The organism is Bacillus sp. FJAT-27245 (assembly GCF_001273955.1).
Taxonomy (GTDB): Bacteria; Bacillota; Bacilli; order Bacillales; family Cytobacillaceae; genus Bacillus_D.
In genome coordinates this window covers 1,302,664-1,323,443 of the sequence record NZ_LIGI01000001.1, presented here as the reverse complement: position 1 = coordinate 1,323,443, position 20,780 = coordinate 1,302,664, and the positions used below count along the sequence as shown (strand labels likewise).

Below are 20,780 nucleotides of genomic sequence, written 5' to 3'. Positions count from 1 at the left end.
TCCACCCCATTCACACTTTATGAATCTTCGGCCAATCAAGCTCGATTCCTGCTTCCACTAACCGTGCCTGAAAATCCTTCAATCGATGCGTGTCGTTTCTTACTTGGCGCGGACTGATTCCGTGATCCATACAATAAGCAGCCAAATGTCCCGCCGCTTCGCCAATATTCCATTCCACCGGATGCAGCCGGTAACATCCATTGGTAAGATGGGTCGTACCGATGTTCTTACAGGCAGGCAGCAGATTCTGGACCCGGACCGGGATTAAACTGCCCAGAGGAATCTGGAATGGATAAGAGGACATATCAATATATGTATTCAGTCCCGTGCTGGGGTGAAGGTCCAGGCGATAGCATCCAATCCCGACACTATCTTCGAAAAAAGTGGCGGCATCCTTTCCTTCCTCTTCCGCGCTGATATGCTGTTCCGTCACCGTGAATTCAGCTTTAATCCTTCTTGATTCCCGGATGTATGGATACATGGCCAGCCCATCTTCCGTCCCTAAAACATCCTTCCTCAACCGCAATCCAGGATACCCCCGCCCGCCATCCGGCCGTGGTGCTTCCGTTTGCATCCAATATAATAAGGACAGGCTTAATTGTTTGGCGTTATAGAGATGCTTTTCCTTTTCTTCTTCGGCCACATCAATAACTGGGCCAAGCCAATAATCATTTTGCGGCCAATTGACGATGGTTATATCACTATCGAAAGTTCCCGGTTCAAAATTTGACTTATCAATGACCCGGCGGTAATTCCATAATGAAAAGCGGTTTGGCTCATAGAAAAGGGTATACTCAATCGGCTCCAATGTATGGGGCACCAGCCCCCACCAGCTTAACTGTTTCGCTGGCCAGAAATCAGCCTGGTACTGTTTCCAGAACTCATATTGGGCGGGCTTTTCGATTGTATGGTCTTCCCCTTCCCTATAGTCCATTGCAAAACAGTACGTAAAAGCCTGCATATTGAACGGCTCCGCGTTTCCGCTAGGCGCATGTGCTTCCCCAGTCTCGTCCCTGGATTCTGCTCCAATGACATACTCAACCCCGGCAAGCGGCAATACGTCCCCCATTTCGGTCGCGTCCAAAAAATAATTGCCCTTTAAAACATATGAATGTTCTTGATCTGAGTGCAAAACGGTGACAGAGAGAACCTGGTCCCCTTCTGTTTCTGCTTTGGAGACTTTATACTCCATTAATATTGTAAGCTTCCCGCTATGCAGGTAGGGAGCCAACATATCATACAGCACCCGCAAGGCCACCCTCGGTTCATGGCTGATTCTGCTGACGATTGCATTGCCGGGATTAAATTGGCCGCCAATCCTTTCGCTGTTTTTCACCGGAAAATTCCGCAGATAATAGTCCCTAATATTTTTCCTGAATGTACGGTAGTTCCGGGTAGCACCGAAGCTTTCAATCCATGGATGTTCATCCGGCGGCACTCCCTGGCTGGTAATTTGGCCGCCAATCCACTTTGTTTCCTCGGTTACGATAACCGTTTTTCCGGATTGCAGCGCGGACAGCGCAGCAGAGCAGCCCCCAAGGCCGCCGCCGATAATAACAAGATCTGCGTGCAGTTCTGAAGCTACAGCCAATTTTATTCCCCTCTCCTTATAGAATTCCAATTGTTCAGTGAGCAAATTTAATAATTAGTAGAATGGACAGCCGCATATCTACCGGCCATTAATGCCGCCCCCAGCATTCCGGCATCGTTCTTTAACATCGCTTTTTTTACACTAATAGGCTGCTCCGCCATTCCATCCAATTTAGTCAGGAAAGAATTCCACCATGTATCACTGGAGCTGATAACCCCGCCGCCTACAACAAAGCATTCCAAATCCAGAATGCTTTGCAACGAAACAATGCCGATAGCAAGGTTGGTGATAAAACGGTCAACAATAATCGAAGCGATTGGATTCTGTTCATCCGCAAGCTTGAAGAGCTCTACCGGCCCGATGTTTTGATTGCCAAGGGCGCTATCTTTTATATCCAAGCTCAAGGCGGTCCCTGAAACGTATTGCTCCCAGCAGCCGTTTTTCCCGCAATTGCACGGCCGCCCGTTTGGCATGAAAATCATATGGCCCACTTCCCCCGCCCCGCCATTCCTGCCGTGATGAACCTCTCCATTGAGGATGAGCCCCGCCCCGACTCCAGTCCCTAATGTGATGCACATAAAATTTTTTTCATTTAGTGCCGAGCCCAGTTCCATTTCGGCGAAAGCGGCGGTATTTGCATCATTATCCACAACAGTCGGGAGATTGAAGCGGCCTTCAATCAGCTTTTTTACTTCGGTTCCTTCCCAGCCTGGCAGGTTCGCAGTTGCAAAGTGAATCGAACCTGTCTCTGCATTTACCCTGCCAGCCGTACCGATGCCAATTCCCTTAATCTCTTTTTTATCGCCTATCAGTCTATCAATGATCGATATGACTTGCCCGAGCAAGTTTTCCTTATCCGTTTTTTCTTCCAAAAGGGCCAATACCCCACCCTCCTGATTGATAAGGCCTGCTTTCACCTTTGTTCCGCCTATATCCACCCCAACTGTAACGATCGTTTACACATCCTTTTTCATTTCATCCACAAACCGTCCTCATCGTTTTTCACCTTAATTTCACCGGTTTTTTCTCTTCGAAAGATTGATAGGCTGCCAGCGCCGCTTCCACTGCCTTCAATCCTGAGTGCCCTGTCGCAAGCGGGGGCTTTCCTTCTTTTATACTCATTACAAAATCTTCAATCAGGCCCGTATCCATGTCATCCCCCCAGCCAATCCATTTCAACCCTTCAGTATTGGTATAAAGATCGACCTTTTGGGAAAATGCATCTATTTTCAAGGTTCCATTGGTTCCTATAATATCCATGGTGACATCGCCCCATGTTGGATAGGCATCATTCCTTGACCAGCTGCAATCCAATGTGGCGAACATTCCGTTTGAAAATTCCATCGTGATAATTCCGTAGTCATCAATGGGCTGGCCCGTATACACACTGCCAATTTCAGCATACACTTCCTGGATTTCCGCGCCTGTGAACCATCTCATGATATCGACAACATGGACGGTATGGTCGAGGACTGCCCCGCCGCCTGATATTTCTTCCTCAACAAACCAGCCACCCGGATTGGTTCCCCGATTTGTTCCTTTCATCGCTAAAATATCACCCAGCACGCCTTCTTCAATCATCTTTTTCGCTTGCTGGATCGGCGTGTTGAACCGGACTGGAAAGGCGGTGCCAAGTAAAACCTGATTGTCCTCGCAAACCCGGATCATGTCTTCAATATCTTCCAAGTTTGTAGCCAACGGCTTTTCACACAGAACATGCTTGCCGGCCTTTGCCGCGGCAATCACATGCTCGTGGTGGAGGCTATTTTCAGATGTAACAATGACCGCATCAATATCGGCCTCAAGCAGGTCGTGATAGTTTTTATAATATGTTGTTCCGAAAGTTTTCGAATACGTCCGGCCTCTTTCTTCGTTGTCATCGGCAATGCCCGCGAGTGTGGCACCCTCCATTCCATTGATGACGGAAGCATAGCTGGCGGCATGCATATGGGCAAAGCTGATTATCCCGATTTTCATACCGGCTCTCCCCCTTTTGCAGCCACGGGGACTGGCAAACCGGTTTTTAAAGATTGAAGCGCGGCTGCCGATATTTCCATCGCTTTATACGCATCCTCCGCTGTCACAATCGGCGTTTCATTTGTCTTTATACAGTTTAGGAAATGCTCCAATTCAATTCGGTAAGGTGATTTTTTCAAAGGGCTTTGAGGCACCGCCACCCCGCCTATTTCTTCAGCTGATTGCCTGACCGATAGCAGTACTGGCTCCTCTTTCAAGCTGTCATATTCGAGAATGCCCTTTTTACCGGCAAATTCAAATTGCGAAGAAAACGTTTGATGGGCCCAAGATCCTTCGACATGTGCAATGACGCCTGATTCGAAAACAAGGGTAACCAACGCATAATCTAGGTGTCCGATTTTCCGTTCAGTGAGCCCTTTTGCAAAAACCCGTTCGACCTCGCCAAAGGTCCAGCGCAGAAAATCAAAATCATGGATAATTAAATCAAGGATGACTCCGCCGCTTTTCGTATGGTCGTCATACCAATCGGCCCATCCGGCTGGGAAATTCCCTCCGCGCCTTGTCCGGACAACGCCAACATCCCCGATAGCTCCTTGCTGAACGATCTCCCGTGCCTTTGCATATTGAGGGAAAAACCGGACCACATGGCCAACGAACAATTTCACATTTTTGGCATTGCAATAATCGATCATTTCCCGTGCGTCCTGCAATGAGTTAGCCAGCGGTTTTTCGCAAATTACATCGATTCCATAATCTGCCGCTTTCATGACATATTCCTTGTGCAAGAAAGTAGGGACGCAAATATCGATTACATCAATCTTTTCCAGGGCCTCGACCGCTTCTTCCAATGTTGCAAAAACCTTCGTATTATGGCCGCCGGCTAGTTTGGCAGCCTGCTCTTTTCTTACATCAACAATCCCAGCCAAATGAACATGATCCATCATGTTATAAGAAGCGGCATGTTCCATTCCCATCGTGCCCGCGCCAATTACAAGTATCTTTTGCATACAATCAATCCCTCTTTAACGGATTCCATTTCATCCATTCCGATTAAATTTCCATCCACCCATTGGCAATGACCTTTTTATACCAATAGTAGCTATCTTTTTTGGTTCGTTCCAGCGTACTGAAGTCTACATACACCAAACCAAACCGTTTCCCGTAGCCTTCCGCCCATTCGAAATTGTCCATTAAAGACCAGGCCAAATACCCGATTATGTTGATACCCGATTCAATTGCCCTGCTTACCGCCGTTAAATGCTGTTCATAATAGCGGATCCGGTCCCAATCTGCCACTTTTCCGTTGACCATTTCATCAATGCAACATGCTCCATTCTCAGTCACGAATAAGGGGACATTGCCATAGCGATCATTTAGATAGTGAAACACCTTATGAAGGCCGTCTGCATAAATCGGCCATCCAATATAGGTGTGTTCATAATTGATTTCGATATTTTCGATATCCAATAAACCGGTATCTTCCTTATAACGTGCAATATTGCCGGAATAATAATTTACGCCGATGAAATCAATTGGCTGCTGGATGGCTTCCATGTCTCCATCCGCTATGGGGAGTTCCACGCCTTTTTGCTTAAACCATTTCACCAGATAGCACGGATATCGTCCCTTAAAAATCGGGTCAAGAAACCAATCGATATTTAGGCCAATCTCTCTTTTGCATGCCTCGGTATCTTCCTTTTTATTGCTGAAAGGTTCCCTCCAGGTTGTATTTGTCGCTGTGCCGATTTTCCCTTCAATCCCCAATTCCCTGAATAACCTGACTGCCCTTCCATGTGCAAGGAGCAGGTTATGGGAAACATCGATTGCTACCTGCAAGTCCTTGTACCCAGGTGCATGAACCCCATAATAATTTGATAAAAAAGCTGCGCATAATGGCTCATTGATTGTTTGCCAATAGTTAACCTTTCCATTAAACTCTTTAAAAACCGTTTCCGCATAATGGCTGAATGCGTCCACAGTTTCCCGATTCGCCCATCCGCCTTGATCCTGCAAGGCTTGCGGAAGGTCCCAGTGATAAAGGGTCAGCATCGGCTCGATCCCTTTATCAACTAATTTATTTATAAGGTTATCGTAATAGCGCAGCCCTTCAGGATTGAGTCCTCCTCTTCCATTCGGGAAAATCCTCGGCCAGGAAACGGAGAATCGATAAACCTTTACACCCATTTGTGCCAATAATTCTATGTCCTCTTCATAGCGATGGTAACTATCGCACGCGATATCCCCGGTATCACCGTTTTTCACCTTTCCCGGAGTATGGGAAAAGGTATCCCAAATCGATAACCCTCTCCCATTTTCAAATGCCGCGCCTTCAATCTGGTATGCAGCAGTGGCTGTCCCCCACTTAAATCCGTCTGGAAATTTGATGATTGGCATTATTTACTCCTCCCGGGCTTGCATATCAGATCATATTTCCCGCGGTAGCGATTCGGTGATAGAAGTGGTTGCCCAGGGAACCCTCAGGAATGCCAAGCGGGCCGTCATGGACAAGCCTTTTTTCTTCCAGCTCTTCGATTCGGCCAATTTTCCCTTCCAGCCATTGCTGGATTCTGAATTGCGCCGTTTCCAAGCGCGCCGACAGTCCGCCATAACGGAGCTCTATCACTTCCCAGCCAAATGGTTTATACAAGGAAAACCAGACTTCCCTGTGCTTCCGGTGAAGAAGCCCCGTCTGGATAGCAAGCTCCTTTATTTCTTCCGCAAGTAGCACCATTGTCTTTTTATCGTTCTGGTCGTAAGCGGCCTTTAAACGGATTCCCATTTCCGCTTTTACACGAAGGACATCCGCCAGTTGCTCATACAGCTCAAATAACGGCAATGCCTTTGGATTCCGTTCCTTCGCAGCCGTTAATTTCGAAACAAGGCTTTGGTAATGTTCCGTCATTTTAAGCCCTTTTATGTTTTCATCAAACAACCCGATCAGGACATCCTGCCATAATAAAAATTTTGAAGCATTGGAGGAATTTAAATTCTTTTCCATGACGCCTGGCGTTTCATCAAATTGATTCAGGAGAAGGAAGTCCTCAAGATGATTCCCTGTGCAAAAATGGAAACGGACAGCCAATCGTTCTTTATCCACCGTCTTATGATAGGTGTGTTCAGCATACAGCTGCAGGACAGGATCCGCAGCGATGAGCGGGGTTTCACCACCGTTGTCCCCCCATAAAGTCGTAAAGATTTCCCGGACTCCTTCTTTTTTACATGCCGCCAGCGCCGCTTCGGTTGTGGCGAACGCTCTTCCATAATTCGGCGAGATGCCATTCCACGTCCATGCCCCACCGGCAAAAACCATATCCTTGCCCAACTCATTGTGTTTCTTAATGTATGTCCGGTAAAAGCCTTCTTCAGCGTGGTAATAATCCCAGTAGACAAGCTGGACATTTTTCGGAATTGATTGTATGACTTCTGCAGGAATATGGACATCCTCATCGTAATATCCACCATGTTTGGACCCTAGGCGGAAATACATGTCACTCCAAATCATTGGTTTTAACCCAAGGCGCTCCGCAATTGAAACGACTTCATTTAAATGTTTATTCATAATCTCGAACCGGTTCTTATACCCATTCAATTCCAGGTAACGGCCGAGCCCCAGCTGGAACGCTTCATCCATGCCAATGTGGATCCGATTCGTCCTAAATGGTTTTGAAGCGGCCTTGATCATACTTTCAATAAATTCATAGGTTTTCGGCTCGCCAACGAGTAAAATGTCGGGGGTGTCCCTTATTTCCGCGGCATAGCCCCATTTAAGAGCCATTGCTAAATGGGCGAGTGTCTGGATGCATGGAACCATTTCAATCCCTAACGCATCCGCATAGTCATCGCATAGTTTCAATTCCGCTTCCGTATACCTTCCTCGCATATAGCCAAAATAAGGATATTCCGGAATTTCATATGTATCTTCTGTATATAGCATGACGACATTTAATCCCATGACCGCCATCTTTCTAAGAAGCGCCTTTACTTCCTCAACTTTTAAAACCGCATTCCTGGATACGTCGAGCATGACGCCACTCGTTTGAAATTGCGGCTCTTCCGTCAGTTCAAATTCGCCATTCGCCTTGTAAAGTTCCAGCCATAACCCGATCGCGCGATAAAAGTGGATTTTTTCCTGGAAGAAAATTTCTCCCTTTCCCCCTTTATTCCTGATGCGTAGGGGCCCGGCCATTTGTTTAACCGAGATGGGATATCCATCAGAATGTACCTGGAGGCCCAAGTTTTCTGATAAAAACTGCAACCCGCTTAAAATGGAATGAATATCTCCCGTCAGATTGATTTGCATATAAGAAACCTCGTTTCCTTCACAATAAACTGCCAGACTTTTTAGAGCAGGACCTTTCCCGCTAGAATAGATTCACGCTTTACGTTTATTAATAGCGAATCAGCTTTGTAAGAGTCGCAGATTCCTTTTCAAACAACTTTTCAAATTCACGCGGCGCAGCTTCAAAATCGGTGACGTCCTTAATAAACGGACGGACATCAATCCTTTTTTCTTTCAGGAGACGGATATATTCCGCGACATTCCGGCCTTCTGTCCAGCGTACATATTCATATGGATAATCGATCGCTTCTTTTTCATATACCTTGTCATAACGGCCAGGACCGCCCGCTCGCGAAATACGTAGTTCCGCCTCTTTCGCAAACATTAAATCTCTTGGAAAGTCGGGTTCGATATCTCCAACTATGACCGCCTTTCCTCTCGTGCGGATCCACTTCAAACATTCCTGGGTAAGCGGAGAGCGTTTCCCGCCAGTACATAATAGAACAGCATCAGCGCCCTGGCCGTTTGTATCAATTCGGATTGCCTCTTCCATCTCTTCAACCGATGCAAAGGATTTAAGGTTTTCTTCTTTTAACATTTCGACCCTGTTTTTGCTCAAATCGTACGCGATGACATTGTAGGCGGCAGCATGTGCGATTTTTGCGATTAATTGTCCGAGCACGCCCAATCCAACAATGACCACGGTTTCGCCAAATTGCAGGTTCGCGATGCGAAGAGCATGAATGGCGATGGCTCCAAGTCCGCAAAGGGCGGCTTCTTTTGGATCCACTGTATCCGGTACTTTCGCATACAACGTTTTCGGCACAAGCAAATATTCATCATGATGGACATATGGGGCACCATAACATGCAACCAAATCACCTTTTTTGACATCCGTGATGTCACTTCCGCATTCCACTACTTTCCCCATTGCGCTGTACCCGAGATTGATTTGCTTGTTTTCACTGTTTGAGAGGATTGACAGTTCGGTTCCCGGTGAAATAGCTGAATACATGGTTTTGATTAAGACATAAGATGGTTTTCCATCCAAAGTTGGCCTTTCACCTTCTATAATTTCAACCTTCTTGTTATGCGCCACAATTCTTTTCATGAAAAAATCCTTCTTCCGCTTCTTAATTAGCAAACCACTTTGATAGGTTTGCTTTTACAAATTCATCGTCATTGAGGTGGGGATAGCTGGCATAAATCCTGTCCAGCTCTTCTGCCTGTCCAGGGCTTAATGATTCACGGTCAAGCAGGCACCAATTGCCTTTTAACAAGCCCTGCCTGGTTAAAATCTCATTGATACCGGCAATGCTTCCTTTAAAGGAATGGCGCGAATCAAAAATCGCCGCATTTGCATCGGTAACCTCCTGGCCAAGCGTAAGAATCTCGGCGGGAATCGCATTCCCATCCCGCAGCCTTTTCAGTTCATCAAACATTTCAACCACTTTTTGTGTCCAAACGGACCAATGGCCAAGCAGTCCTCCAACAATTCTCTTTTCCACAATCTTACCGCCTATATTGAATCGGAAAGCTGTTACCAAATCATTGATGATGTTATCGTCGTTCCCTGTATATAACGCAATTTCTTCACTGCGGGGCGAATGGCAAACCGCGCGGACGACATCGATCGTGTAATACCGGTCAAATGGAGCAATTTTAATCGCATGGACATTTGGGATAGAAGCAAAGCGGAACCAGAAATCATAGGAAAAAATTCTTCCTCCCACCGCTGGCTGCAGATAGAATCCGAACAAAGGGATGATTTCCGCCACTTTTTCAGCGCGTTCAATGATTTCATCCTCGGTCAGATCGTTTAGCCCTCCCATGCTCAAAAGCCCCAGGTCATATCCAAGCTCCTTGCTGAATTTTGCTTCCTCGACGGCTTGTTGTGTGGGACCGCAAATCCCTGCCACCTTGATAAAATCATCGGGGACATTCGCCCGTTTCGTTTCCTCGATTGCAATGGACAGTACTTTTTTGTAAAGATTAAATTCCGGGTCGCGGATTTCAAACTGGGTTGTATGGACCCCAACCGCAATCCCTCCCACCCCGGCGTCAATGTAATAGCGCGTTAACGCACGCTGCCCTGCTTCATCCAGCTGCCTGTCTTCAGTCAATGCGAGCGGATGTGCTGGAATGACTGTACCGGAATGGAGCTTTTTCTTAACAGCTTCCCTTACCATTAAAAAGCACCTTCTCTTTCCTGGAAGTGGGTCGGCTTATTAATCGTTTGCCCATCACTGAGGACCCAGCCGGCAATCAAATCAACCATTTGTTCAATCGTAACCCTTGGATAGCCAAACAATTTATGGGCATGGGAAGCATTATTCAGCAATGCAGTAGGACTTTCCGTATTCACAAACATCGGGTCCTTTTTCATTCTCTTTCCAAATTCATTCGCCAGCCATCTAATAGAGAGGACTTCCGGACCAGTCACATTTAATAGTTTAGGAGGGCAGCTTGCATGCAGTAAGGACCGGATTGCATATTCGTTTGCATCCCCCTGCCAAATGACATTTGCATTTCCCATAGTCAAATCAATCGGTAATCCCTGGTGTACTTGTTTGGCAATTTCCAGCAGCACACCATAGCGCAAGTCAATCGCATAGTTCAGTCTGAACATAACCATTGGTGTTTGGTTTTTCTGAGAAAAATAACTAAAAATCCTTTCCCTGCCAAGGCATGATTGTGCATATTCCCCAACTGGATTCGGCTTTACATCTTCTGTACAGTTATTGCTCGCCACAGTTGTAAACGGATAAACATTGCCTGTTGAAAAGGCTACAATCCGCGAGTCTTTGAACTTCTCTGCAACACGTCCCGGAAGATAGGCATTCATTGCCCATGTATAATGCTCATTCCCGACCGTTCCAAATTTCGTTCCCGCCATATAAATTATATTTTTCACAGGGGGAAGGCTTTCGAGGTCTTCTTCTTTCAAAAGGTCGGCTTTTATCGTCTCAATTCCAAATCCCTCTAATTCCTCGATCAAGCTTTGATCTGAAAACCTGGCGACACCAATGACCTGCTTCCGCACACCCGCTTGATCAATAGCCCTTTTTGCCGCTTTCGCCAAAGTAGGCCCCATTTTCCCGCTGACGCCCAATATCATAATATCGCCGTCAAGCTGCGCGATATCCTTTACCAATGCCTCACTAGGGACTGTCATAAAATCTTCTAATTCTGAAATCGTTTTCATTTTTTCCTCCTGGAAGTTTTATAGTTTTGATCCACCAATACTAAATTTTTGTAATTTTCACTCTCAATTCTATAATTGGCAATTTTAAAAGACAAGTCACTTAAGGGTCTTTTAATACGTGCCCCTTTTCATTATGAAAATAACTGTTTGACAATCTGGCAAGTTCTCCCTAATCTAGAGGTAAGATTATATAAAGACATTTCTTTAATAGGTCTTTTATAGGAGATGAGAAGTTGAAGTCAAACACATTATCAGGCAATCGCATTGAAATTATCATTGGTATCGTCTGCCCAAAAGCTTTAGAAAAGGAAATAATGAAAGCGCTTGAATCCTTTCCGAATTTGCGCCCTGTCTTTATCAATGCCACCCCTTCTACGATAGCTGCAAAAATGGACGGCAATCTGATCAACCAATTAGAAGCCATTTTGTTTACTGAACTTCAAACGTATTTAAAAGCGAAACACCTTTTTGATTTCTCCATCCCCGCGCAGTATGTCCCTTTAATGGGAACGGGCCTTTACCGATCGCTGTTTTTGATTAAAAATCAATATGATGCCACTTGTTTCTCAATCGATACCGTGGAAGAAAAATACATACAAAGGATTCTTTATGATTTAGGCGAAAACAACTATGAGTTTAAATCATTTCCCAGGTATGACCACTCCAGTTCCATTGAGGCTATTGTCGTCTTCCATCAGGATAACTACCAAAAGCACGGTTCCATTGCGGTCACGGGCATACAGGAAGTCTCACTGAAACTAACGGAAATGGGCATCCCAAATGAATGGGTGACGCCAACTTACCAAGATTTAATTGTTTCCCTGGAACGAGGCTTGCTCGCCACTGAAGCCCGCCGGAACAAAGAGTCCCAGATTGTCTTTGGCATTATTGATATTGATAAATTTGAAAAAGCGACCGAAAAATACAGGACCGAACACGAAGTCCAGGTTTTCAAACTAAAGTTTCAGCAAATGATGTTGAATTACACAAAGCTGCTCGATGGCCATTTAATTCATTCAGGCGGGGATGAATTTTCATTCATCACCACGCGCGGCATTTTTGAAAGAGAAACGCGCGGCTATAAATTCATACCATTGCTTAATTCGGCCAAGAGCGAACTCGGAGTCACGATCAGCATTGGGGTCGGTTTTGGGCGCTCGGCAGCGGAAGCAGGCAGCCACGCTCGGCTTGCGCTTCGGCAATCAAAGGAATTGGGCGGAAACGTATGCTACATAGTCCGGGAAGACCAAAGTGTCATTGGGCCGGTGGACATTATAACCGATACCCAATATGAAAAATACGATTTATCCATCACCGATGCCCAACTCCTTCAAAAAGCGGAAAAAGCGGGAATGTCTGCCGCGTATATGACGAAACTTATGGCAAGGGTGGCCCGCCATAAAAAGTATGATTATACCGCCCAGGAACTCGCCGCAACACTGGATATAACAACAAGAAGCGCCCACCGCATCCTATTAAAATGGATGGATGCGAACCTGGTCGACATCGTCGGTGAAGAAAAAATCACTTACAAAGGAAGGCCGCGGCGGATCTACCGTCTCATTTTTATCCTGGATGAGAATGAGACAAATGAATCCGATGCAGGCTGATGAAACGGCGGGATATCCTTTCCCGCTGTTTCTTTTCGCCTATCATTTCTCTCAAATAGGCACCTTGTAGCCAGTCTCCCTGCTTTCATTGGCTGCTTCAATAAAACGGATGATTTCCCGGGTTTCATTGAGATGGACAGCTGGCTGGCCGCCACGGAAAAACTGGAGAATTTGCTCCAAAAGGCTCGCATAAAACGGTTTCGACGAGGAGTCGATGAGGACAAATTCATTCCCTTTTTCAAAATGAATCACGGCTCCAAAAGAATAATTCCCATTTCTGTTTCCCCGGACCGTTCCAATCCTGCCATCCCCCCATTCGGCGGCAATCAAGTCGGAATCGTGATTGGAGTACACCCTCACAAGCTTTGCGCCGTTCCCCAATATGGCGTAAAGCATTTCAATGGTATGAATCCCATACCAAAAATAGCCTGGCTGCGTTTCAACCATTTCCATCGGACCAAAACAGTCCGCGCCGATAATCCTGCCTTTGTCCTTTTTTGAAAGAGCCTTCGTTAAGGGTTCCGCAAAGCGCAATGCTGATGAGCTCATAATTGGGGTCTGATAATGCTCTGAAAGTTCAGCGATAATGGCTGCGTCTGCTGAAGATAAACACAAAGGTTTATCAACGAAAATTGGCTTACTGAACATCGCTAATTTTCTAACTTGTTCAAGGTGAGCCCTTCCGTCTACGGACTCTATTAAAATACAATCACTTTGTTCCGCCACTTCCTCAATCGTATCAACCATCCGCACCCCATAACTTGCTACTTCTTCCGTAATTCTTTGGATCCGCGAGTAACTGAGTTCGAAGTCAAACGATCCGGCCGGGCATGCAACAGTAACCTTCCCCCCGTTAACATGATAGGGATGCGCCGGATCATTCAGTAATTTCGCAAAAGCAGACGCGTGGGAGGTATCCAGGCCAATCATCCCAATTTTCACATCACCCAATAGCTCCTCCCCCTATTAAAATGATTGTTTATTTTAAGCCTGACAGCTGGATGCCTTCAGTGAAATACTTCTGGAAGAACAAAAAGATAAGAAAAGTCGGGATAAATGAAAGTGTAGCCCCCGCCATTTCGATTCCAAAGTTCCCCTCTTTATTTAAAGTCGAAGCAAGCCCCACCGTTATAGGAAACATTTTTTCATTCGTCATAAAAATCAGCGGCTGAAACAAGTCGTTCCAGTTACTCACAAAAGAAAACGTCCCGACGGTCGCGATTGCTGGGAAAGCCAATGGCATATAAATTTTGCGGAAAACCTGAAAATCACCGGCGCCATCCATTCTGGCCGCCTCATCGAGCTCCATCGGAATGCCCTGCATAAATTGGCGGACTAAAAACACCCCCATTATGCCCCAAAGCTCAGGGACAATGAGCGACTCATATTCATTGATCCATCCAAACTTTGAAAACATGATAAATTTAGGAATAATCAATAATTGAGAAGGGATCATAATGACCGCCATGAATGTCCAAAAAATGAATTCCCGGCCGTAAAACTGCTTTCTCGCGAAAATATAACCAAGCAGCCCCGCGAAAAACATTTGGGAAAATACCGGGATAACCGTTATGACAACGGAGTTGAAAATCCAGCGCAGAAAATTGTCGTTTCTGAACAGATAAATAAAATTGTTCAGCGATGGGTCGGTCGGCAGCCAAAACAAAGGACTCAATGAAGCAAACGTCGTTTCTTTAAGCGACCCAAATACCATGATTAAAAATGGAAGGAGAAAGCAAAAACCCAGAAAAAACATCACGAAATACTTCCCTAATTTTTTCAACAAAATCGTTCATCTCCCTTACACTCACGCTGACTCATTAATAAATACCTTGATCTTTCCCTACTAATTTTCTTTGTATAAGGGAAATGATTAAGATAATCGCGAATAACACGTAGGATAGAACAGCAGCATAGCTAAAGTTCAAATTGGTAAAACCAATCGAATACAAATAATAAACAATTGTACTCGTTGAGAAGTTCGGTCCTCCGCCAGTCAATAAATATGCCGAATCAAAGATCTGGAAAGACCCTATCGTCGTGATAATCAAGACATAGAAATGAATCGGTTTTAATAATGGGAATGTAATCATCCAAAAGGATTTAAAAGGGGATGCGCCATCAATCTTCGCTGCCTCATACATATCCTTTGGAATGGATTGGAGCCCGGCGAAGTAATAAATCATCGTGCTTCCGGAAACTTTGAAAATACTCAGGCCAGCCAGCACCAAAAGCGCTTGCGAGGAACTCGAGAGAAACAACTGGGGTTCCACGCCCAAAAAGCTGAGCAGGTAGTTAATAAAGCCAGATTTCGTTCCCGAAAACAGCCATTCCCAAATGCCGGCAATAACAACAAACGACGTAACGACCGGAAGGAAAAATACCCCCTTAAAAAACTTCGTCAGGCGGATGCCCGATTTCAAAATAAGGGCGAGAATCAGGCCGAGCGCCATTGTCGGGATGATATAGTAAATGGAAAATAAGACGGTGTTCCAGATTGATTTCCAGGCAATTTTGTCATTGAACAGTTGCTCCCAGTTTCTTAAGCCAACGAATTCGGAGGTCCCGATGACACGGTAATGCATGAAGGTCAAAACGAAACTGTATACAAAGGGGATAATTTGAAAGATAAGAAAATGGATTAGTACTGGGACAAGGATGATATAGACGAGTGCGTTCTTTTTCCATTCATCCTTGATTCTTTTCACCAATGGCCGTTTAAGCTGTTTTTTATCCAAAGGCAACTTGTTATCATTTACAGCCATGACCTTTTCCAAGCAATCACCTTATTTCATTTTTTGATAGGCTTTGAATGCAAGCCGTATGTATTCCTCTGGCTGCCACCAACAATTTCCAACCGCTTTTTTTAAGTAAACAGAGAGTTTTATTCACAATGGAATAAAACTCTCTCACCAAAAAAGCTATTCGTTTACGGCTTTGCAAGCTCCGTTTCAATGGCTTCAGCCGCTGCGTCTGCTGCTTCTTGAGGAGTTTTTTCCCCTGCCATCATCGATTGTACCTGAGCCTGGATAAATGGCATGATCGCACGGCCCTTTGGATGGATAACTCCAGGCAGGGCGTATTGTGTATACGTTGCCAACTGGCTCAAATATTTGTTTGAGTCGAAGATATCCTTGGCAGCTTCCTGGGTTGGGATATATTGTGTCACTGTGCTAAAGATACGCTGGTTATCGGTGTTAGTAATCGCTTTTACAAATTCCGCCGCCGCATCTGGGTTATCCGTATTGGAAGGAACAACAAACATACCAGTCGTGCCATATGTTACTTGTTCTTTATTTTTAAGTGGCGGTGCAAATGCGAATTCGAATTTACCTTCTTTTTGCAGCATGGTTACGTCAATTCCAGAGCCAAGAACCGCCAGCATTTTTCCGCCCATCCAAAGTTCATTATGGTTCGTTGCGGTGATGGAGTCTTCAGGAATGTACTTGTTTTGATACATCTTGTTAATCATTTCAAACGCTTTGACACTATCTGCACTATTGATTAATACTTCATTATCAGCTGTGACGACATCCCCGCCAGCCTGCCAAATCCAAGGGTAAATCGTTCCGTTCATCGAACCTCCGCCCGCATAAGACAGAGCATAGAAATCTTTTTCCTTTGCTTTTGCAGCCCAGGCTTCAAATTCTTCCCAAGTAGCTGGAAGTTTAGCTGGATCTTCACCAATCGCCTTAACAACATCTAAATTGTAAAAGAATGTATAGGCTTCCTGAAGAATCGGCAGCCCGTATTTCTTGCCTTTCCATGTTGTCGCTACTAATGAACTTTCAACAAACCCTTCCAAATCCTTTTCCTTCAAATAAGGATCCAGTTCAAGCAGCATCCCGACATCAGCATATTGCGGCATTTGGTCAGGAATGGCATAGAATACGTCTGGGCCATTGTTTGCGGCTAAAGCAGTCAGTACTTTCTGGTCGCGGTTAGACCAAGGAATCGTTTCAAGATTTACCTTAACATCCGGAAAATCCTTATTATAATTTGCAACAATTTCTTTCCACATTTCTTCTTCCTTAGTGGCGTCACCGGTATAAGGGTGGACCCAAACCGTTATTTCGCCGCCAACTTTGCCGTCTTCTTTCTTTTTCGTTTTCGTTCCAGCCTTGTCTTCGCTGCAAGCAGCAAGCACTAAGCTAAATACAAGCATAAGCACCATTAACCATACGCTTTTCTTTTTCATGAAATGAATTCCCCCATTAAATTTTTAAAATAAATGAATAAAATACCGGCTTTCACTCGTACTTTTCCAAAATCCCCTCCTTACCATGGACATCTACTTGATCAAAAATTTGAAAGCGTTACCAACTACTGTTAAAAAAATACCAACTATGTATAGTTTAGTTTTTTTGTAATATTGTGACAAGTCTATAAAGTGTCTTTAATTAAAAGTCTAAAAAATAGCCATGCAGTCCGTTAGAATGGTTTAGACATAATTCAAGCCTTGTGGGAACGGAAACGGAATAGGAAAAACATCTTGAAGCCCCGCATCCACTTTCGTTCCGTGCAGGATAAACTCTGCTAATTCCTGATTGGTAACGATCAAAGAACGCTGATTAACATGAAGCTCTTTACGATTTTCATCCACAGTTGAAATGCCTAGCCTGTCTTCAAAATAAGGGGAGAGCTGAGCCAGCAGTAAATCAAGATTCATGATTTTCATCGTCCCCGGAAAAGGTATTTCCTTTTTTTCCAGGCTATCCAACTGTTGGTTAAGGCCCTTTTCAAAGGCCGGGACATTGGCCAACAATGAATTTAAACCATATGTAAATGCGCTTGCCAGCAAGGTTTTGACGGCCCGTGGATCACCGCCCCATTCGATTGCGCGTGAATCTGCTTTTTCCTCCCCGCCATATGGCACGCCGAACATTAAGAAGCCTTTTAGCTCCCCGTTCTCTTCGGCTACAAGTACCTTATGGTTCATTTTGAAAATACTGGCGAAAGCGGCTCTTTCATTGAGAAGGGCCAATTCATAGATACTCTGTTCATACCTGGCCTGCCGCGCATTTCCCAGTTTTCTCAATTGAAACCAATCGTAGGGCTGAAGCTCGCGGACGATGTAGCTCCCTTCTACCTGCAAGTCGCCTTCGTGGAGTTTATATTGATTCATCTTTCCATAAAACGTACACCCTTGTTTGATGTAAATCGGCAAATCACCTGACACAAATAAAACAGATGCCCCCGATTTTTGAATATGGCCAAATATCATTTGCAAAAGTGTATTGGCCAGTCCCCTTCTTCGGTAGTCCGGCTCTGTACAGACAGCGCCGATTGAAAAAGCATTCACTTCTGCGCCTCCAATATGAAGGACGAACGGAACCAATCCAATAAAGCTGACTAGTTTCCCATCATCAAAAGCTCCATATGATTGATTTAATGCTGATGAGAAAACTTGCGGAAAAGCCTTCCCCATTGACACATGGCCTGCTTTCCGAAAAACTTTATCCGCCAAATCGCTGGCCTGTTGGAAATCTTCCTCCTGTAATAATCGGAATTCTGCCATTCCCCTCTGACCCCTCCTCTAATAAAACTTTGAGCCACAAATTGGAATTAATGTTATAATACTACTGTACTGTCTATCCTTATTGTAAATTAATTCAGTTAAGTGACAAGTCTATTAAACGTCTTTAAATTAATTTTTCGAAACTTTCTCATATTTCCGCTCGATATTTTTTCTTGAAAATGAGGTGGTGTTGAATTGGACGGCTGGGAAAAATTTAACCGCTATGCGATTTGGATGGTTAAGGTCGCTTATGTCAATCTACTTTGGATTTTTTTCACGGTCGCCGGATTAGGCCTGTTTGGCCTCTTCCCTTCCACAGGCGCAATGTTTACAATTGTCCAGAAATGGCTGCGAAAAGAGCCTGTCGAAAGAATCTTTCATACATATTGGCAAACGTATAAAAAAGAATTTATTTCCCTGAATAAATTCGGCCTATTTTTCATCGTGGTTGGCTACATCATCGTTTATGACTTCCTGTTTTTGCAATTGAACGGCACGAAAATGCAATGGCTCTATCCTGTTATTGGATTTATTGCGATATCCTACTTCCTGACGTTAGTGTACTTCTTTCCTGTATACACTCAATTTGACATGAAATTCTTTCAATATATCAAGCAATCCTTTTTGTTGGGCGCTGGTTCCTTTTTAGAAACGATTCTCATTCTAGCTTCGTGCATGCTGCTAACCATCATCATACGATTCGTGCCCGGGATTATCCCGCTTTTTACCGGCAGTGTTTTAGCTGTAGCCATTACGTATTGCAGCAACAGGGCCCTGCACCGAATCAAGTACCGAAGGAAAATAATGAATACACAACTATAAGAAGGAGGGTGGCCCGGTTATTCAGGGCCGCCCTCTCTTTCCTGCCGGTCGTTTCTTTTAAACCGCCAGCCAACTTAAAGACCATTAAAAGTCTTGATTAATAACTTTGTTGCCATAAACTCTAAAGTAAGTTATGAATACCGTTTTATCCCACCAAGGAGGTTTTTTACATGGATTTCAGCCAGCTAGTTTATTACGCGCCTGTCCCGAAAGCAAACGAACCGAGGGCCATTGAAAGGGATTTAATTGTATATGGCGCGACACCGGCCGGGATTACAGCCGCCATCCAGGCGAAACAAATGGGATTGACTGTGGCGATTGCCGAATTTGGCAGGCATATAGGCGGAATCACAGCGAGCGGATTGGGCGCATCGGATAGCGGGGCCAAGGAAGCAATTGGCGGATTTTCGCGAGATTTCTTTCGGGCGTTAGGAAAATATTACGGCACGGATGAGCAGTGGACTTTTGAACCGAAGGCAGCAAAACATGTATTCGAAATGTGGCTGAATGACTATGAGATTGACGTAATCTTCAACCAGCATCTGGACGCAGTGAAAACAGAGAACAATAGAATAACAGAAATAACAATGGAGGACGGAACGGTTTATAAAGGCGATATTTTCATAGATGCAGGCTATGAAGGGGATTTAATGGCCAAGGCAGGGGTTTCCTACTATGTAGGCAGGGAGTCCAACGCCACTTACAAAGAAACGTATAATGGAATCCAGTTCGGGCACCCCCACCACCAATTTGAAAAATGGATCTCCCCTTACGTTCAGGAAGACGATTCTTCAAGCGGCGTTTTGCCCGGTATCACAGAAACAAGCCATGACACTCTTGGCTATCAAGGCCAGGGCGACCATCGGATCCAGGCATATAATTTCCGGATTTGCCTGACAAAAAATCCTGATAACCAGGTTCCCTTTCCAAAGCCGCCTTCCTATGATTCGGAACGCTATGCATTGCTTTTGCGCTATATCCATGCAGGCGTATGGGATGCGATGAACCTCCATACAATGCTGCCAAACGGGAAAACGGACTTGAATAATTACGGCGGATTTTCGACTGACCATATTGGAATGAATTATGAATGGCCTGAAGGAACGTATGAAACACGCGAAAGGATTTTCCAGGACCATTTTACATACAATCTCGGCATGCTATACTTCCTGGCGAATGATGAACGGGTTCCCGAAGCAATTCGTGACGAGGTATCCGAGTGGGGTCTTGCCATGGACGAATTCGAGGAGACAGGGCATTGGCCGCATCAGCTTTATATAAGGGAAGCCAGGAGGATGATAGCGGATTACATTATGACCGACCGCAATTGTCTGGGCGACATTACCGTTGAGGATTCAATCGGCCTCGCCAGCTACCAAATGGATTCCCACCATTGCAGAAGAGTCGTCATCGATGGAAGGGTTTATAATGAAGGCGATGTTGAAATCCCCATTTCCCCCTACCCGATTTCGTATCGTTCAATTCGGCCAAAATCAGGGGAATGCACGAATTTGCTCGTACCGGTTTGTTTGTCCAGTTCGCATATCGCCTTTGGTTCCATCCGGATGGAGCCTGTCTTTATGATAATAGGACAATCCGCCGGAGCCGCCGCAGCCTTGGCCCATCAAAAGAAAACGACCGTGCAAGCTGTTAATTATAACGATTTGAAAAAGGTCTTGCTCGATTACGGCCAGGTCCTTGAATGGGACAATTCGTTAGAAGATGACCCCATAGCAAGGATGGAAGCCACGTTTGGGAAAAAATAAATGATGGACTGC

General features: G+C 45.0%; 17 protein-coding genes. 3 read left to right on the top strand and 14 right to left on the bottom strand.

Annotated elements, in window-relative coordinates; translation table 11 throughout:
- Nucleotides 1–10 precede the first annotated feature (10 nt).
- The 9 genes from ADU24_RS06430 to ADU24_RS06390 all read right to left on the bottom strand — a co-directional run bounded on the left by ADU24_RS06430 (nt 11) and on the right by ADU24_RS06390 (nt 11,052).
- Entirely contained in the window at nt 11–1,591 is a 1,581-nt protein-coding gene (locus tag ADU24_RS06430) for an FAD-dependent oxidoreductase (protein ID WP_053365853.1), read from the bottom strand.
- Between the two features lie 47 nt (nt 1,592–1,638).
- Nucleotides 1,639–2,529, bottom strand: a complete 891-nt coding sequence (locus ADU24_RS06425) for an ROK family protein (protein ID WP_269432218.1) — start codon at nt 2,527–2,529, stop codon at nt 1,639–1,641.
- A 64-nt stretch (nt 2,530–2,593) separates the two neighbouring features.
- Complete coding sequence (locus tag ADU24_RS06420; protein WP_053365851.1) at nt 2,594–3,568, bottom strand: Gfo/Idh/MocA family protein; 975 nt, start codon at nt 3,566–3,568, stop codon at nt 2,594–2,596.
- Entirely contained in the window at nt 3,565–4,575 is a 1,011-nt protein-coding gene (locus tag ADU24_RS06415) for a Gfo/Idh/MocA family protein (protein WP_053365850.1), read from the bottom strand. The genes ADU24_RS06420 and ADU24_RS06415 overlap by 4 nt, the downstream gene beginning before the upstream one ends.
- Nucleotides 4,576–4,618: 43 nt before the next feature.
- Nucleotides 4,619–5,962: a GH1 family beta-glucosidase gene (locus ADU24_RS06410; RefSeq protein ID WP_053365849.1), complete on the bottom strand. Its 1,344-nt coding sequence runs from the start codon at nt 5,960–5,962 to the stop codon at nt 4,619–4,621.
- A gap of 25 nt (nt 5,963–5,987) precedes the next feature.
- Entirely contained in the window at nt 5,988–7,868 is a 1,881-nt protein-coding gene (locus ADU24_RS06405; protein WP_053365848.1) for a beta-N-acetylhexosaminidase, read from the bottom strand.
- Nucleotides 7,869–7,956: 88 nt separating this feature from the next.
- Nucleotides 7,957–8,958 carry a zinc-dependent alcohol dehydrogenase gene (locus ADU24_RS06400; RefSeq protein ID WP_053365847.1) on the bottom strand — a complete coding sequence of 334 codons (1,002 nt, stop codon included), beginning with the start codon at nt 8,956–8,958 and terminating at the stop codon, nt 7,957–7,959.
- Between the two features lie 22 nt (nt 8,959–8,980).
- Nucleotides 8,981–10,036, bottom strand: a complete 1,056-nt coding sequence (locus ADU24_RS06395; RefSeq protein ID WP_053365846.1) for a dihydrodipicolinate synthase family protein — start codon at nt 10,034–10,036, stop codon at nt 8,981–8,983.
- Nucleotides 10,036–11,052 carry an NAD-dependent epimerase/dehydratase family protein gene (locus tag ADU24_RS06390; RefSeq protein ID WP_053365845.1) on the bottom strand — a complete coding sequence of 339 codons (1,017 nt, stop codon included), beginning with the start codon at nt 11,050–11,052 and terminating at the stop codon, nt 10,036–10,038. Before ADU24_RS06390 ends, ADU24_RS06395 begins: the two co-directional genes overlap by 1 nt.
- A gap of 233 nt (nt 11,053–11,285) precedes the next feature.
- Here ADU24_RS06390 and ADU24_RS06385 point away from each other — a divergent pair, with 233 nt between their 5' ends.
- Nucleotides 11,286–12,662: a hypothetical protein gene (locus tag ADU24_RS06385; protein WP_053365844.1), complete on the top strand. Its 1,377-nt coding sequence runs from the start codon at nt 11,286–11,288 to the stop codon at nt 12,660–12,662.
- A gap of 51 nt (nt 12,663–12,713) precedes the next feature.
- Here ADU24_RS06385 and ADU24_RS06380 read toward each other — a convergent pair whose 3' ends face one another.
- From ADU24_RS06380 to ADU24_RS06360, 5 genes are all read right to left on the bottom strand, one after another.
- Nucleotides 12,714–13,604, bottom strand: coding sequence for a Gfo/Idh/MocA family protein (locus tag ADU24_RS06380; protein WP_331457064.1), 891 nt, complete (start codon nt 13,602–13,604; stop codon nt 12,714–12,716).
- A 37-nt stretch (nt 13,605–13,641) separates the two neighbouring features.
- Complete coding sequence (locus ADU24_RS06375) at nt 13,642–14,445, bottom strand: carbohydrate ABC transporter permease (RefSeq protein WP_053368807.1); 804 nt, start codon at nt 14,443–14,445, stop codon at nt 13,642–13,644.
- A 37-nt stretch (nt 14,446–14,482) separates the two neighbouring features.
- On the bottom strand, nt 14,483–15,427 hold the full coding sequence (locus ADU24_RS06370) for a carbohydrate ABC transporter permease (RefSeq protein ID WP_053368806.1): 945 nt from the start codon (nt 15,425–15,427) through the stop codon (nt 14,483–14,485).
- 164 nt (nt 15,428–15,591) lie between these two features.
- Entirely contained in the window at nt 15,592–16,860 is a 1,269-nt protein-coding gene (locus tag ADU24_RS06365) for a sugar ABC transporter substrate-binding protein (protein ID WP_053365843.1), read from the bottom strand.
- 243 nt (nt 16,861–17,103) lie between these two features.
- On the bottom strand, nt 17,104–18,180 hold the full coding sequence (locus tag ADU24_RS06360) for a GNAT family N-acetyltransferase (protein WP_053365842.1): 1,077 nt from the start codon (nt 18,178–18,180) through the stop codon (nt 17,104–17,106).
- A 195-nt stretch (nt 18,181–18,375) separates the two neighbouring features.
- Between ADU24_RS06360 and ADU24_RS06355 the strand changes: the two genes are divergently transcribed.
- Nucleotides 18,376–19,002: a YesL family protein gene (locus ADU24_RS06355; protein ID WP_053365841.1), complete on the top strand. Its 627-nt coding sequence runs from the start codon at nt 18,376–18,378 to the stop codon at nt 19,000–19,002.
- 170 nt (nt 19,003–19,172) lie between these two features.
- Nucleotides 19,173–20,768: an FAD-dependent oxidoreductase gene (locus tag ADU24_RS06350; protein ID WP_082306837.1), complete on the top strand. Its 1,596-nt coding sequence runs from the start codon at nt 19,173–19,175 to the stop codon at nt 20,766–20,768.
- Nucleotides 20,769–20,780 lie beyond the last annotated feature (12 nt).